The sequence below is a fragment of the Rhodococcus sp. LW-XY12 genome, from assembly GCF_019317345.1.
In the GTDB taxonomy this organism is placed as follows: domain Bacteria; phylum Actinomycetota; class Actinomycetes; order Mycobacteriales; family Mycobacteriaceae; genus Rhodococcus; species Rhodococcus pyridinivorans.
The window spans coordinates 4338399-4351399 of the sequence record NZ_CP079225.1; the positions used below are offsets into that span (position 1 = coordinate 4338399).

12 protein-coding genes are annotated in these 13001 nt (G+C 65.9%); 3 read left to right on the top strand and 9 right to left on the bottom strand.

Features of this window, described 5'->3' with window-relative positions:
* Positions 1-219: 219 nt before the first annotated feature.
* Complete coding sequence (locus tag KXC42_RS19835) at positions 220-2286, bottom strand: heavy metal translocating P-type ATPase (RefSeq protein ID WP_219129450.1); 2067 nt, start codon at positions 2284-2286, stop codon at positions 220-222.
* A 48-nt stretch (positions 2287-2334) separates the two neighbouring features.
* Complete coding sequence (locus KXC42_RS19840; protein WP_219129451.1) at positions 2335-2994, bottom strand: DUF305 domain-containing protein; 660 nt, start codon at positions 2992-2994, stop codon at positions 2335-2337.
* 190 nt (positions 2995-3184) lie between these two features.
* Here KXC42_RS19840 and KXC42_RS19845 point away from each other — a divergent pair, with 190 nt between their 5' ends.
* Both KXC42_RS19845 and KXC42_RS19850 read left to right on the top strand, forming a co-directional pair.
* Positions 3185-3871 carry a response regulator transcription factor gene (locus KXC42_RS19845; RefSeq protein WP_064257529.1) on the top strand — a complete coding sequence of 229 codons (687 nt, stop codon included), beginning with the start codon at positions 3185-3187 and terminating at the stop codon, positions 3869-3871.
* Positions 3868-4986 (top strand): cell wall metabolism sensor histidine kinase WalK, encoded by a 1119-nt coding sequence (locus KXC42_RS19850; protein ID WP_219129452.1) that lies wholly within the window; start codon positions 3868-3870, stop codon positions 4984-4986. The genes KXC42_RS19845 and KXC42_RS19850 overlap by 4 nt, the downstream gene beginning before the upstream one ends.
* On the opposite strand, the gene KXC42_RS19855 is transcribed toward KXC42_RS19850, so the two are convergent.
* The 4 genes from KXC42_RS19855 to KXC42_RS19870 form a co-directional block, all read right to left on the bottom strand.
* Positions 4977-5414, bottom strand: a complete 438-nt coding sequence (locus tag KXC42_RS19855; RefSeq protein WP_219129453.1) for an SRPBCC family protein — start codon at positions 5412-5414, stop codon at positions 4977-4979. The genes KXC42_RS19850 and KXC42_RS19855 overlap by 10 nt on opposite strands.
* A gap of 107 nt (positions 5415-5521) precedes the next feature.
* On the bottom strand, positions 5522-6580 hold the full coding sequence (locus KXC42_RS19860) for an MBL fold metallo-hydrolase (protein WP_257605886.1): 1059 nt from the start codon (positions 6578-6580) through the stop codon (positions 5522-5524).
* A gap of 170 nt (positions 6581-6750) precedes the next feature.
* Entirely contained in the window at positions 6751-8280 is a 1530-nt protein-coding gene (locus KXC42_RS19865) for a sugar transferase (RefSeq protein ID WP_219129454.1), read from the bottom strand.
* 522 nt (positions 8281-8802) lie between these two features.
* On the bottom strand, positions 8803-9564 hold the full coding sequence (locus tag KXC42_RS19870) for a hypothetical protein (protein WP_219129120.1): 762 nt from the start codon (positions 9562-9564) through the stop codon (positions 8803-8805).
* A gap of 104 nt (positions 9565-9668) precedes the next feature.
* Here KXC42_RS19870 and KXC42_RS19875 point away from each other — a divergent pair, with 104 nt between their 5' ends.
* On the top strand, positions 9669-9821 hold the full coding sequence (locus tag KXC42_RS19875; protein WP_219129121.1) for a hypothetical protein: 153 nt from the start codon (positions 9669-9671) through the stop codon (positions 9819-9821).
* 113 nt (positions 9822-9934) lie between these two features.
* On the opposite strand, the gene KXC42_RS19880 is transcribed toward KXC42_RS19875, so the two are convergent.
* Genes KXC42_RS19880 through KXC42_RS19890 form a run of 3 tightly spaced genes read right to left on the bottom strand, consistent with a single transcriptional unit; the run spans position 9935 to position 12902 of the window.
* Entirely contained in the window at positions 9935-11410 is a 1476-nt protein-coding gene (locus KXC42_RS19880) for a Fis family transcriptional regulator (protein WP_219129122.1), read from the bottom strand.
* 9 nt (positions 11411-11419) lie between these two features.
* Entirely contained in the window at positions 11420-11773 is a 354-nt protein-coding gene (locus KXC42_RS19885) for a helix-turn-helix transcriptional regulator (RefSeq protein WP_219129123.1), read from the bottom strand.
* Positions 11766-12902, bottom strand: a complete 1137-nt coding sequence (locus KXC42_RS19890) for a site-specific integrase (RefSeq protein ID WP_257605820.1) — start codon at positions 12900-12902, stop codon at positions 11766-11768. Before KXC42_RS19890 ends, KXC42_RS19885 begins: the two co-directional genes overlap by 8 nt.
* Between the last annotated feature and the right edge of the window lie 99 nt (positions 12903-13001).

Here is a 13001-nt window from a genome sequence, read left to right on the forward strand (position 1 = left end):
TGTGCAGCATCGTCGTTCGTGTGACGAACTGTGGTCATGACGGAAGAACCCTCATAGTGTGTCTCCTCCCCGAGACGCTTCGACGCTCGAGCACCTCCCTGCACTCGGACGTCGACAACCCCGTATATCGATGCCGCGTCCTCCGTAGCGACTCCGATACGTTATGCGATTGAGATCGTCTCACAGAAGTGTCGCTCGCGCGCGTCAACAAAAGAGAAGTTATCGGGAAACTCGTCCGTCGGTAGCGTGCCCGGGGTCGAGATCGAGGCGCCTGAGCGTCTGCGCGTTGAGCGCGACGACGATCGTCGACGCCGACATGAGCACCGCGGCCACGGCCGGCGAGATCGCGATACCGGCGAAGGCCAGCACACCGGCCGCCAACGGAACGGCGACGACGTTGTATCCGGTTGCCCACAGCAGGTTCTGCCACATCTTGCGGTAACTCGCGTGCGAGAGCTTGATGATCGACAGCACTGCTCGCGGATCGTTCGCGGCGAGGACGACACCGGCCGACTCGATCGCGACGTCCGTGCCCGCTCCGATCGCGATACCGACGTCGGCTCGCGCGAGGGCAGGCGCGTCGTTGACCCCGTCGCCGACCATTGCGACGGTGTGCCCGCGCTTCTGCAATTCGGCGACCTTCGCGTCCTTGTGTTCCGGGAGCACTTCCGCGAACACTTCGTCGATGCCGAGATCGGCGGCCACGGCGTCGGCCACCTGCTGGGCATCACCGGTGATCATCGCGACCTTCACGCCCCGCGCATGCAGGGCGTCGACGGCCTGCCGCGATTCGTCGCGCACGGTGTCCTCGAGCGCCACGGCTCCGAGCACCCGACCGTCGGAGGCAACGTGCAGCACCGATGCACCGCGTCGCACCCACCCGTCGGTGACTGCGGCGACGTCGTCGGGCACCGACAACTGCAGGGACGACAGCATGGACGGTCCGCCGATCGTCACCTCCACACCGTCGACCAGTGCGCGCACGCCGCGGCCGGGCAACGAGCGGAAGTCCGTCACCGCCATCCGCTCTGCCGACGGCACGCGGGCATCGGCGGCGGCGACGATGGCTCGCGCGACCGGGTGCTCACTGTCGGCTTCGACCGCAGCTGCCAGGGCGAGCAGATGCTCCTCGTCCGTTCCCGCCGTCGCGACGACACCGGTGACCTGATGCTTGCCCTGCGTGAGGGTGCCGGTCTTGTCGAACAACACTGCGTCGACGGTGCGCATGCGTTCGAGTGCCAACCGATCCTTGACGAGCACACCCGCGCGCGCTGCGCGCTCGGTCGAGATCGCGATCACCAGCGGGATCGCAAGACCCAGCGCATGGGGACAGGCGATGACCAAGACGGTCACGGTACGCACCACGGCTTCGTCGAGATTGCCGAGCAACGTCCACACGACAAAGGTGAGAGCACCCGAGATTGCGGCGAAATAGAAGAGGAAGGCCGCGGCGCGATCCGCCAGCGCTTGCGCGCGGGACGAGGACGCCTGGGCATCGGCGACCATGCGCTGGATGCCGGCCAACGCGGTGTCCTCTCCCACCGCCGTGATCCGCACCCGGAGCGCGCTGTCGGTGGCGACGGTGCCCGCGACCACCGTGTCGCCGACGTCGCGGGTGACGGTCTTGGATTCACCGGTGACCATCGACTCGTCGACCTCGGCGGTCCCGTCGATGACGGTGCCGTCGGCGGGCACGCGCGCTCCGGCACGCACGAGCACCACATCGTCGAGGGACACTTCGTGCAACGGCACCTCGACGACACCATCGTCGGTGACCTTCTCTGCGGTGTCCGGCAACATCGCGGCCAGTGCTTCGAGTGCACCGGACGCCGAACCCAGCGCCCGCATCTCGAGCCAGTGACCGAGCAGCATGATGACGATCAGCAGCGCCAATTCCCACCAGAAGTCCAGGTCGAAACCGCCGACCTCGAGAGTCGTGGCCCACGACGCGACGAAGGCCACCGTGATGGCCATCGCGATCAGCAGCATCATCCCCGGTCGGCGGGAACGCAGTTCGGCCCAGCCTCCGGTCAGGAACGGCACGCCGCCATAGAAGAAGATGACGGTGCCCAGCACCGGTGGGATCCACTCGGTACCCGGAACATCCGGGAGGTGGTAGCCGAAGAGCTCGGCGACCATGTGGCTGAAGACCACGACCGGCACCGACAGGATCAGACTGACCCAGAACCGTCGTCGGAACATCTCGCCGTGGGCGCCGTGTCCCGCGTGACGATCGTGACCGGCGTGCTCGTGCTCGTGCGTGTGTTCGTGCACCTGCTGGGACATCGACAGCTCCTGACTCGGCCGACGGGACGAACCCGCGACGCGGATCGGCTACAGAGTGGTCAACAACTGACGCATCGTGTCGATTTCCTTCTGCTGGGTGTCGACGATGGTGCGGGCCAGCTCGACGGTCGCGGGGTACTGCCCGTCCTCGATCTCGTCCTGCGCCATCTCGATCGCTCCCTCATGGTGGACGATCATCTGCTCCAGGAACAGGCGGGCAGCGTCGACGCCCTGCGCGTCGGACAGTGCCTGCATGTCCTGCTCGCTCATCATCCCGTCCATGTGCGGCATGTCGTCCATACCCGGCATGTCCGAGACAGGTGGCATGCCGGACATGTGGCCGTTCATTCCAGGAGCGTCGTCCCCGTGCATGGGCATGCCCCATTCCTGGAGCCATGCCTCGAACTGCTCGATCTCGGGTTGTTGCTCTGCCTTGATCTGCTCGGCCAGCGCCCTCACCGGCTCCGGGATGCCGTCCTTTGCCAGCAGCATGTCGCTCATCTCGATGGCCTGCGCATGGTGCGGGATCATCATGCGCGAGAACATCACATCGTCCTGGTCGAACCGCGCGGAGTTCGCCTCGGCGGATGTCGGGACCGAAGTGGCGGTCGCCGTGGTTGCTTCGTCGCCACCGGAATCACTGCACGCCGACGCTGCGAACGTCACCGCCAGCGCGATCGCACCGGCAGCCAGAGTCTTCTTGTTCATGATGTCCACCCTCGCGGGTGTGCTCCCGGGATCCGATGGAGATCGCATGAAGATTTGCTCAAGATCTGTGGGCGCATCGTCAGCACCTCTGCGGGTGACGATGATGGGTCCCATGCCTTCTTCTGCCCGTGTGACGGGACCTTCCGGCGGATCCGCACCCGTCCCGAGCTCGACCGCCCGGATGCGAGCCATGGTCGTCGAGGACGAGGGGTCGTTGGCGAAGCTCGTGGGTTCGTATCTCGAACGCGACGGCTTCGACGTGACGATCACCGGCGACGGATCCGAGGCCGTGACCCTCGCGCGGCAGGTCGACCCCGACATCCTGGTGCTCGACCTCGGCCTACCCGGACTCGACGGTGTCGAGGTGTGCCGGCAGCTGCGAACCTTCTCCGACGCGTACGTCGTGATGCTCACCGCGCGCACAGAGGAAGTCGACACCCTGATCGGTCTGTCCGTCGGGGCAGACGACTACCTGACGAAGCCGTTCAGCCCGCGTGAACTCATGGCCCGCATCCAGGCCATGCTGCGTCGTCCCCGGACCACCGCGCGGGTCGTAGCGTCCGCGAGTCGGCAGACCCGGACGTTCGGGGAGCTGTCCCTCGACGTCGACGGACGGGAGGTCGCCGTGCGCGGCACGCCGGTCGCACTCACCCGCACCGAGTTCGACGTCCTCGCTGCCCTGGCGCAGGACCCGGGAGTCGTGTTCACCCGTGCTCAGCTCATCGCGGCCGTCTGGGGGCAGAATTGGGTCGGTGACGACCACCTCGTGGATGTGCACATCGGGCATCTGCGTCGCAAACTCGGCGACGACGCGAACCAGGGACGTTTCGTGCGCACCGTCCGCGGCGTCGGCTACCGGATGGGAACAGGGCGATGACGTCCGGCTCCCCCAGCACGACGAGTTTCGGCACCCGCCTGTTCCTCGCGCTCGTCGCCGTCGTCGTCGGATGTGCCGTCAGCGCATGGCTCGTCGCGTCCGCTCTCGCTCCCGGGATCTTCCACGACCATCTCGGACAAGCGGGGATCGATCACGATTCGAGCCAGGCCGCCCACGTCGAAGAAGCCTTCACCTGGGCCATCGTCCTCGCGTGGGGTCTGGCGGTCGCGATCGCAGTGCTGTTGGCCTCGGCGGTCAGTTGGTACATCGCGCGACGGATCCAGCGTTCGCTCGACACGGTGACCACCTCCACCGCGCAGATCGCCGGAGGTCGCTACGACACCCGCGTCCCCAGCCCCGACCTCGGCCACGAATTCGACGAACTGGCAACCAGTTTCAACGAGCTGGCACGACGCCTCGAAGCCACCGAAATCACAAGGCGCAGAATGCTCGCCGACCTCGGGCACGAAATGCGCACACCCATCGCCACACTCGATTCCTATCTGGAAGCACTCGAGGACGGCGTCCGCACTCTCGACGACGACACCCGGCAGATTCTGCGAGCCGCCACCCACCGGCTGAACCGCCTGGCACAGGACATCACCGCGGTCTCCCGGGCGGAAGAGCACCTCACCCGCATCCATCGGGTGCCCACTACCACCGGCACCCTCGTCGCCACGGCGGTCGACGCGGTGCGCGAGCAGTACGACGGCAAAGGCGTGACGTTGCAGGCCGAGGTCGTCGAATCTGCGCCGGTGACGGTCGATCCCGACCGGCTCGGACAGGTGCTGGCGAACCTGCTGGACAACGCCCTACGGCACACACCGGCAGGAGGAAACGTCACCGTCGCCACTCGCATCCTGGGCCGCGGCCGAACGGAGATCACCGTGACCGACACGGGCGCCGGCATCGCGCCCGATCACCTCGACCACCTCTTCGACCGGTTCTACCGCGCGGACACCGCCCGCGACCGGAATCACGGCGGCAGCGGCATCGGCCTGACGATCGCGCGGGCACTCGTCGAAGCCCACGATGGTCGCATCCACGCGCACAGTGAGGGACCGGGCTGCGGAGCCCGGTTCACTCTGGAACTGTCGACGGCGAGTCAGGCGTAATTGGACAGGACGAACTCGGTCAGCCCCTTCCGGACCGCTTCGACCGCATGCTTCTGCCCGCGCTTCAGCACGAAGCCGGGAACCGGGACCTTCGGTTCGAGCGACATGGTGACGTGCACTCGCGTGCCGCGCTCGGTCGGTTCGAGTGCGTACTCGCCGTCCTGGCTGCGCTGCATGGAGCTCTCGACGAGAGTCCACGACGTCGAACTCTCCGTCCACGAATGCTCGATGGTCTGGGTGTCGGAGAAGCCGAGCAGCGACAGGGTCATGCGGATCCGGAGCGGCCGGCCGTCGTCGTCCCGGGTGAGCACCTCGACGCTCTTGTGGGCCGACGACCACTCGGGGATGCGCTCGACATCCTCGAGGGCGCGCATCACCTGCTCGGGTGTGGCGTCGATATCGAAACGGTCGGAGACGCTGGCCGCCATGTCGGGTCCTCCTCGTCGGGAAACGCGGTACAGGGACCAGATGCCCCCGGATACCGCACGGCGAAACCCCGCCGATGGCGCCGGCGGGGTTCGGTCCGTGCTGTCGATCAGCTGTCGACGCGCACCTCATCGCCGGTGATGAGGAAGGTCATCAGGTCGGTGCCGACGGTCAGCGGACCGTCGTAGTTCTCGCGGGTGCGTTCGACGAGCATCTCATCCGAGATGCCGGGGACGCGGCCCGGGATGCCGTTGACGATGTGGCTGTAGACCGCCATCTTCGGCTGGGTCTGCTCGAAGATGTCGCCTGCCTGCTGCGGGTTCGTGTGATGCGCGTACACGCTGGGCAGCGCAGACGGATCCTCGAAGTCGGCCACCTCGTGCACCAGCACGTCGACGCCTTCACCGAACTTCAGGACGTTCTCGGTGGGAACGGTGTCGCCGCTGATGAGCACCGACTTGCCCGCATAGTCGACGCGATAGCCGACCGCCGGCTGGATCGCACCGACCGGATCGTGCTCCACGGTGAACATCGTGACGGTGACGCCATCCTGGTCGAAGACGACGCCGTCTTCTGCGAACTCGTGCGATTCGATCGGCGTGGTCGCGGGATCGACTTCCTTGTCCGCGACGCGCACGTCGATGTCGTTGCGGTAGGTGCTCTGCATTCCGTCGCCGATGTTCCGGACGCCGACGGGTCCGTAGAGCTGGAAGGCGCCCTCGCGCCCACCGAGTGCCGGGACGTAGCTGCTCATCCAGAGGTCGGACAGACCGTTGATGTGGTCGGAATGGAAGTGGGTGAGGAAGACGGCGTCGACCTGACCGACCGGAACGCCGGCCTGCGTCAGGCGGACTGTGGCTCCGCGTCCCGCATCGAAGACGAGGTTCAGGCCGTTGGCCTGGACCAGCGTGGACATGCCGTAACGCTCGGTGCTCGGCACCGGGCTGCCCGTGCCGAGCAGCGTCACGCGCATTTCGCCCTCGGCAGGGGCGTCGGCCGCGGGGTGGGCGGAGTCCGAGGCAGAGCCGTCCGACTCCGCCGTTTCCTGCACAGTCTCCTGAGCAGCGGATTCTCCGGTGCTGCAGCCTGCGAGGACGAGCGCAAGCACACCCGACCCCACTACTGCCGCAGTGCGGAGTCGGCCGAATTCGAATGAGCGTCGTGACACCGGAGGTTCCTTCCGAGGGAATCAGAACTGTACGCACTGCGTACGTCACGAACGCTGTGCGTACATACTGTGCGGGTCATCACAGCGGAAAGTCAAATCACGGTTGGGTGTCGGAGATCGAGAACGGCCCCGGAGTCGAAACCCCGAGGCCGTTCTTTTTCGAGCTTGTGTCAGTAGGCGCCGTCGCTGGCGAGCACGGCTTTGACGGTCTTGCCGATGATCAGCACATCGCTCACCATCGACCAGTTCTCCACGTACGACAGGTCCAGTCGCACGGACTCGTCCCAGGACAGATCCGACCGGCCCGAGACCTGCCACAGCCCGGTCACCCCTGGGCGCACCAGCAGGCGGCGCTTGACCCGACCGTCGTAGGCCTCGACCTCACGCCGCAACGGCGGACGCGGACCCACCACACTCATCTCGCCACGAATGACGTTGAGGAACTGCGGCAACTCGTCGATGCTGAACCGCCGCATCACCTTGCCGATACGGGTGACCCGCGGGTCGTCCTTCATCTTGAACAGCGGGCCGGCGCCCTCGTTCTGCGCCAGCAAGGTGTCGACCATCTTGTCGGCATTGGTCACCATCGACCGGAACTTGATCATCCCGAACGGCTCACCGTCGAGACCGATCCGCTCGGCCTTGTAGAAGACCGGGCCCCGATCCTCGAGTTTGATCAGCAGGGCGACGACCGCGAACACCGGAGCCAACGCCACCAGCGCCGCACCGGCGAAGGCGAGATCGAAGATCCGCTTCCCTGAGCGCTTGGCCCCGTGATAACTGGGCTTTTCCACGTGGATCAGCGGCAGACCGGCGACCGGGCGCATCTCGATCCGCGGACCCGCGACATCCACGACGCCGGTCGCGACGACCAGGTCGGTGTCGAGCGGCTCGAGCTGCCAGACCAGATCGTGCAGACCCTCACTGCCCAAGGTTTCGGTGGCAGTGACCACCACTGTGTCCGCCCCCGACAGCTCGAGCGCTTCGACGACGGAGTGCTCGTCGCCGTAGACGGTGATCTCCCGGCCGTCGACATCGATCACATCACCGGGCGCACCCGAATAGCGCGGCACGCAGACACCGACAACGCAATAGCCTTCCCCGTCCTGACGGGAGAAGGTGCGGGTCATGTGCCGCACCGCCCGGGCACCGCCCACAACGAGTACCGACGTCTGGAACTCACCCCGAGCACGCTTGCGCGCGATCACCTTCCGCCACAACCACCGCGACAACAGCAAACCGGCCAGACCCACCGGCAGAGCGATAGCCAAGTATCCACGCGCGATCTGCTGGTTGGTGATGAGCGCGATGATGGCGATGGTGCCGAACACGGCGAGCGTCGCCGAAATGACCCGCTGATACTCGTCGTAACCGGCACCGATCACGCGACGCGACCGCGAACGGAACAGACTCAGCGCGCCCAGCCAGGCCACGATGAGGACGGCAGATACCACCGTGTAATCGAGCTGACCGCCACCTCCCGCGCGGAGTAGATCCTCGTAGCCGAAGCGGACGGTCTGCGCCAGGATCACGGAGAGGACCACGGTGATCGCGTCCGTGAGGCACAGCCTCTTCACGTACACGTTCTGCCACTTCCACCGGTTGACACCGGTGCCGGGCGACGCGTCCGCGGGCGCACGGTCAGGTGCGCGCCGCGGAGCGTCGGACGGGTCGAGCCCTCGATCATCGACCGTCGTCATCCCGCAGTCCTCCCCATGAATGTGTCTCCTCCCCGAGACAAAACTATTTCCCGACGAATCCGGCCCCGGCGCTGGAACCGGACTCGAGCGAGCGTTACCCGAACTATCCCTGAGAAATAACTGAGCGTTACGTGTGAATCGAAGTCTTGTCGCAGATCAGCCGGGAAATCCAGACCCTGTTCGGTAGCCGGTCATGGGATCGTGTCGTGTGTTCGGTTGAATCCCTTGGTCTTCGAGTGCATCTACCTGGTCGTAGTCCGAACGATAGGAATACGAGAACTGGTAGGAGCGGGTGTTCGGGAGGCGGGAGTAGGAGGCCTGATCGCGGCGTCTCGGGCGGCGAATTACTCTGTGGCACTCTCCATACCGGTAACAGGAGACATTTCCCGTTACCCGTTCCCCTGTTACCGATTGCCCGGTGATTCTGGAGGACCAAAATCCCCAGCGTTTCCCTGCCTCAGAAAAATACGCCAACTTGCACAGCAAGTTGACCAGTACAGCCTGCGTGCCGGTCCTCAGAATTCAGGGCCGAATAAGGACTTCACGGCCGGCCTCCGTGAGTCTCACCCATCTGGCCGTCGACGGATCGTGCACGTCGGTGGCGGGGTACTCCAACCATCGCCGACCGCGGGCGATGCGTTCGCGTATACCAGCCTCGCTCGTGTCCAGGACTCGAGCGCACCAGGAGATTCTCCGCTCGCTGGTGTGTGCTTGGAGAGCGATGAGTTCGAGCACGTCGGGAGCAAGTTCGCCCCGCCCTACGGCTGAACGAGCGTCGCTACCGAGAACTGGCGGCTGGTCGGGATCGCGGCCGTATATAGGATCCTGCATTCCGCTAGCGCGGATCATCCAGGCGGTGCTGATCCCAAGAAGGACGGCAACCACGATGATTCCCGCTGGCTGGTCAAACACCCCGAGTGGGCGACCCAGGAATACTGCGGCGAACAGCACCGGCGTCAGCATCGTGGGCGAACGCCACCACGGCGTCGCGCTACCGCCCCAGGGGCTGACGTCAAGGTTCCCGGTATGCCCGCGAGAGCCCGAGCGGCGGAGCTGGATCAACGCCAGGAGTCCGAGGATGCCGAACATGGCTACAGCGACGCCAGCTGCCATCGGCACACTCCCCGGGATCTCGTCCGGGTTTACGACAACGCCCAAAAGACCTGCACTGGCAAGCCCAAAACCTACCTCGACTCCAAGAGGCGTGCGTTCCGCCGCTCGGCGTTTTCGCCACGTTCGGACTATTAAGTCCTCCGTGAATTCCCCGGCGTCCTGGCTGCGCATACCTTCAAGTTAACTACCGCCAAGCGAGACCCGGTAACGACCTACTGTGACCCGCGGAGGCGACCGCCCGCCGGCTCGCCGAGCACCGACCCGACCGCATCGAGGTGCTCGCCTACGCCGACGCCGGGTGCGTGTTCGACGTGCCGTCCGACTACGCCGAGGAACGGATGGGCGGCTCAGCGAACGCCAACGCCGCAGCGCTCAAGGACAGCGACCGGATCCTCGTGGAACAGCTCGCGGCCTGGTCGCGAGAGTAGACCCGACGGGCCCGGCACCCTCGCGAAGAGCGTTACGCGCGCACGCCGCCACGGCGGCCTCCCAGGGCTAGCACAACGTCCCTGCTACCGATTGTTCGGTAATTCCCGGAGAATCACCTCTGGCCATGCTCGCTTACGGAGGCGATGTATTCGGCGTATGTACTTGCCGCGTCGACGGCGTGGCGCTCAATGGTCGAGGGGTGATAGCCCAGGACGTCGGCGATGATGGCGGCCGGGGCGGTTTTGCTGAGTTCATGCAGTGTGCCGAGTCTGGCGGCGCGGGCGCTGACGAGGTGGGCTCGTAGCCGGAGGCGTAGGTGCATCGGATCGATGTGCCTGCCGGGGGAATGCCCTCTGAAGACCCAGTTGCTTCTCGGGTGAGCGGCGGTCTGGTCGTGGCCAGGCTTGGCGTGGAGTTCACGCCACGGCCCGTCGAGCGGGGTGGGCAACTCGATCGGGCCGCTGCCGAGCGTAATGGTCGCCAGGTCTTCAGTTACGGAGATGTCGTCCCAGGTCAGGGCGGCAATATCCTGGACCTGTTGGCCAAAGACAAGGACCAGAATCGCCGCGGCCTTGTCTCGTGTGGTCAGAGTGTCGCCGTCCACCATGCGATCCAGGGCGGCGTCCTGGTCGGTGGCGCTGAGTTTGGTGCTGTTACCGCGGCGATGGCGGGGCACGGTGAGCCCTTGTGGGGCGTTTCTGGTGTTCATGGCCCAGCCGAGGAACCGATCGACGAGCAGTCGAGTGGTCGGCCCGCCGGCGATCCAGGCGTCAACCTCGCCCTGGCCGACGTCGGCGAGCGTGATGTCGCGCTCGCCGAGCCAGTTGAGGAAGTTGATCGCGACGGTGACGGTCTGCTTGCTGCGCAGGAAGGTGCCGTGGGGGACGGGGTCCATCTGATTCATGCGCCGCAGATGGTGCCAGTGGACATAGCGGTCAATGACGGCCCGGTGGGTATCCTCGGTCAGCCTCTCCAGTGCTGTGTCCGCCCAGTCTTGGTAGCGGACAAGCAGCTCGTCACGTCGGGGCAGGACACCGTGCTCGATCAGGAGCCCGCGCACGTAGTCGCGGGTGCGTGAGCGTGGAAGCGCATCGATCGCCTCGTGCGTGAGCTCCGGGAGGGAGGCCAGCTGGTTCAGGAAGTCGGTCACGTGCCGCTGGCGGATCCAGGTCATTCCACTGTTGGCGCGTTTCATCGATTTCAACGCCTCCGCCAGGGGGACAAGCCTCTCGGCGATGGTGCCGGTGTCCGGGTTGGTCAGCAGTCCGTCGACGGTCTCGCTCAGCGCGCATGGCCAACACAGGCCGGCGCGGTAGATCTCGTCCTCGGCGCCGCAGCGCACGCAATCGATGTTGAGGGTGATCTGGGCGCACGCCCGGCAGGCCGGGCGCCCATCTACTCGGCCCGGTAAGACGCCGATGTGGCCACAGTCGCAGGTGCCGCGGGTGCGTTTGGCCTGCTGGTAGCAGTAGCCACAGATCTGATCCTCCGGGCCCCAGGTGACCACCAGCGGGTAGCCCAAGCCGCAGCGATCACACGGACACACGCGACGCAGGTCCGGATCGTCGGGTTTGCGGGGCCTGGCCATCGGTACCGGTCAATCCTCGTTGTCGCCCCGGACGAGTCTCACCCGGCGGGCGATCGGCTGGCCGGGTGCCACCCCCAGGTCTTCCGGCCGCTTCGGCGCCTGCGCGGTGGCTGCTGCCCGCATCTCCACGAACGGTTCGAACAGCTCACCCGGTTCGCAGTCGAGGATGTCGCAGAGCGCGGCGAACGTGCGTGCCGGGATCCGCTCTGGTGTGCCGGTCACCAGCCGGTAGACCTGACTCTCGGACAGGTTGATGCCCCGAGACCTCAACAACGGCACCAGTTCGGTGCTCTTCCACAGGTTGCGCTGCGCCATCTGCGTCCGCAGATTCCAGCGATACCCGATGCGTCGTTGCTCAGCCATCAGCGTCTCCGTCCTGCTTCCTGCCGTGCCCGTCCAGCCGCGAAGCGATCATGCGCTGAATGGTCTTCTGTTTGAAATCGTCGCCGACCGAGGTGTACAGCCCGGTGACCGACGCATAGGCATGACCGACTTGAGTCTGCACGAACGCCGGGTCGTAGCCGGCCTCGATCAAGTGCGTGACATAGGAGTGCCGCAGGCAGTGCAGTCCGAGCTCTTTCGGCAAGCCGGCGCCCTCGCGGGCGGCGGCGAAGGCATCACTCAAGCTACCCACTCTTATCCGCTCGGCGCGCTCGCTCGGCCACAGCGCCGCCGAACGGTCAGCAGTGGCGAAATGCGCTCGACCACGCTCGGTGATCCAGAATCGGAGCAGGTCAACCACCCAGTCGAACTCCGGGACCGTCAACACCGTTCGTCGTCGCGGCCCCGACCCGGCGGTGCCTTTGGCCCACCGGACGGTCACCGCGCCGAAGTCGCCGTACGCAGGCACATGCGGGTTGGGGCCGAAATCCTGCACGTCCAACATCGCCACCTCGCGACGCCGAAGCCCATAGGCGTAGCAGACCTTGAACGCGATCGAGTCCCGCAACAGGGGCAGCCAGCGCTTACTCCCAGCAGCGAACTCACGATCGACCCGGTCGTCCACGTCATCAAAGAGCCTCTGCAGCTCCGTGGCCGTAAAGGCCCGGCGCCCGGCCGGAACAGCATCCTCGCAGGTGTGCCGCGGGGTGTTCCACTCGAACGCGATCTGGGCCGGAACATCGTCGAAGACCCGTTGGCAAAGCGCACCCCACCCGTAGCTCGAGCTCGAAACATAGGCACAGAACATCGCGATGGCATTGCTGTCCGAACGCAGCGTCGTCCAGCTCACCGGTTTCTCACCCGAGCGCCGATCTGCCATGTAGTCATCCAGATCGACCGGTCGCCACGACCACGGGAACGTGCCCGCAAACTCCTGGAACCGGCGCAGCACCCCGCAGCGCCCGTCGATCGTCGCTCTCGTCAGCCCACGCGCCAGCATCTGCGCCCGCCAACCCTCGACCATTGCTTCAAACACGCGGTCCTCGGCGCGGAACAGGCCGACCTCACCGTCGCGCAACAGCCGCGGAACGAATCCCGGGACACCGTCCACGCCGACCTCCGACCCGTGGAAACCTGCATCTAATGCAAGAAACCTACGGGACGCTGGACCGACGCACAAGCATCACATCCGCGGCGTCGACACTGCACC

Coding starts and splice junctions, on each gene's coding strand:
- KXC42_RS19835 (WP_219129450.1), bottom strand. CDS start 2,286: ATGTCCCAGCAGGTGCACGAACACACGCACGAGCACGAGCACGCCGGT.
- KXC42_RS19840 (WP_219129451.1), bottom strand. CDS start 2,994: ATGAACAAGAAGACTCTGGCTGCCGGTGCGATCGCGCTGGCGGTGACG.
- KXC42_RS19845 (WP_064257529.1), top strand. CDS start 3,185: ATGGTCGTCGAGGACGAGGGGTCGTTGGCGAAGCTCGTGGGTTCGTAT.
- KXC42_RS19850 (WP_219129452.1), top strand. CDS start 3,868: ATGACGTCCGGCTCCCCCAGCACGACGAGTTTCGGCACCCGCCTGTTC.
- KXC42_RS19855 (WP_219129453.1), bottom strand. CDS start 5,414: ATGGCGGCCAGCGTCTCCGACCGTTTCGATATCGACGCCACACCCGAG.
- KXC42_RS19865 (WP_219129454.1), bottom strand. CDS start 8,280: ATGACGACGGTCGATGATCGAGGGCTCGACCCGTCCGACGCTCCGCGG.
- KXC42_RS19870 (WP_219129120.1), bottom strand. CDS start 9,564: ATGCGCAGCCAGGACGCCGGGGAATTCACGGAGGACTTAATAGTCCGA.
- KXC42_RS19880 (WP_219129122.1), bottom strand. CDS start 11,410: ATGGCCAGGCCCCGCAAACCCGACGATCCGGACCTGCGTCGCGTGTGT.
- KXC42_RS19885 (WP_219129123.1), bottom strand. CDS start 11,773: ATGGCTGAGCAACGACGCATCGGGTATCGCTGGAATCTGCGGACGCAG.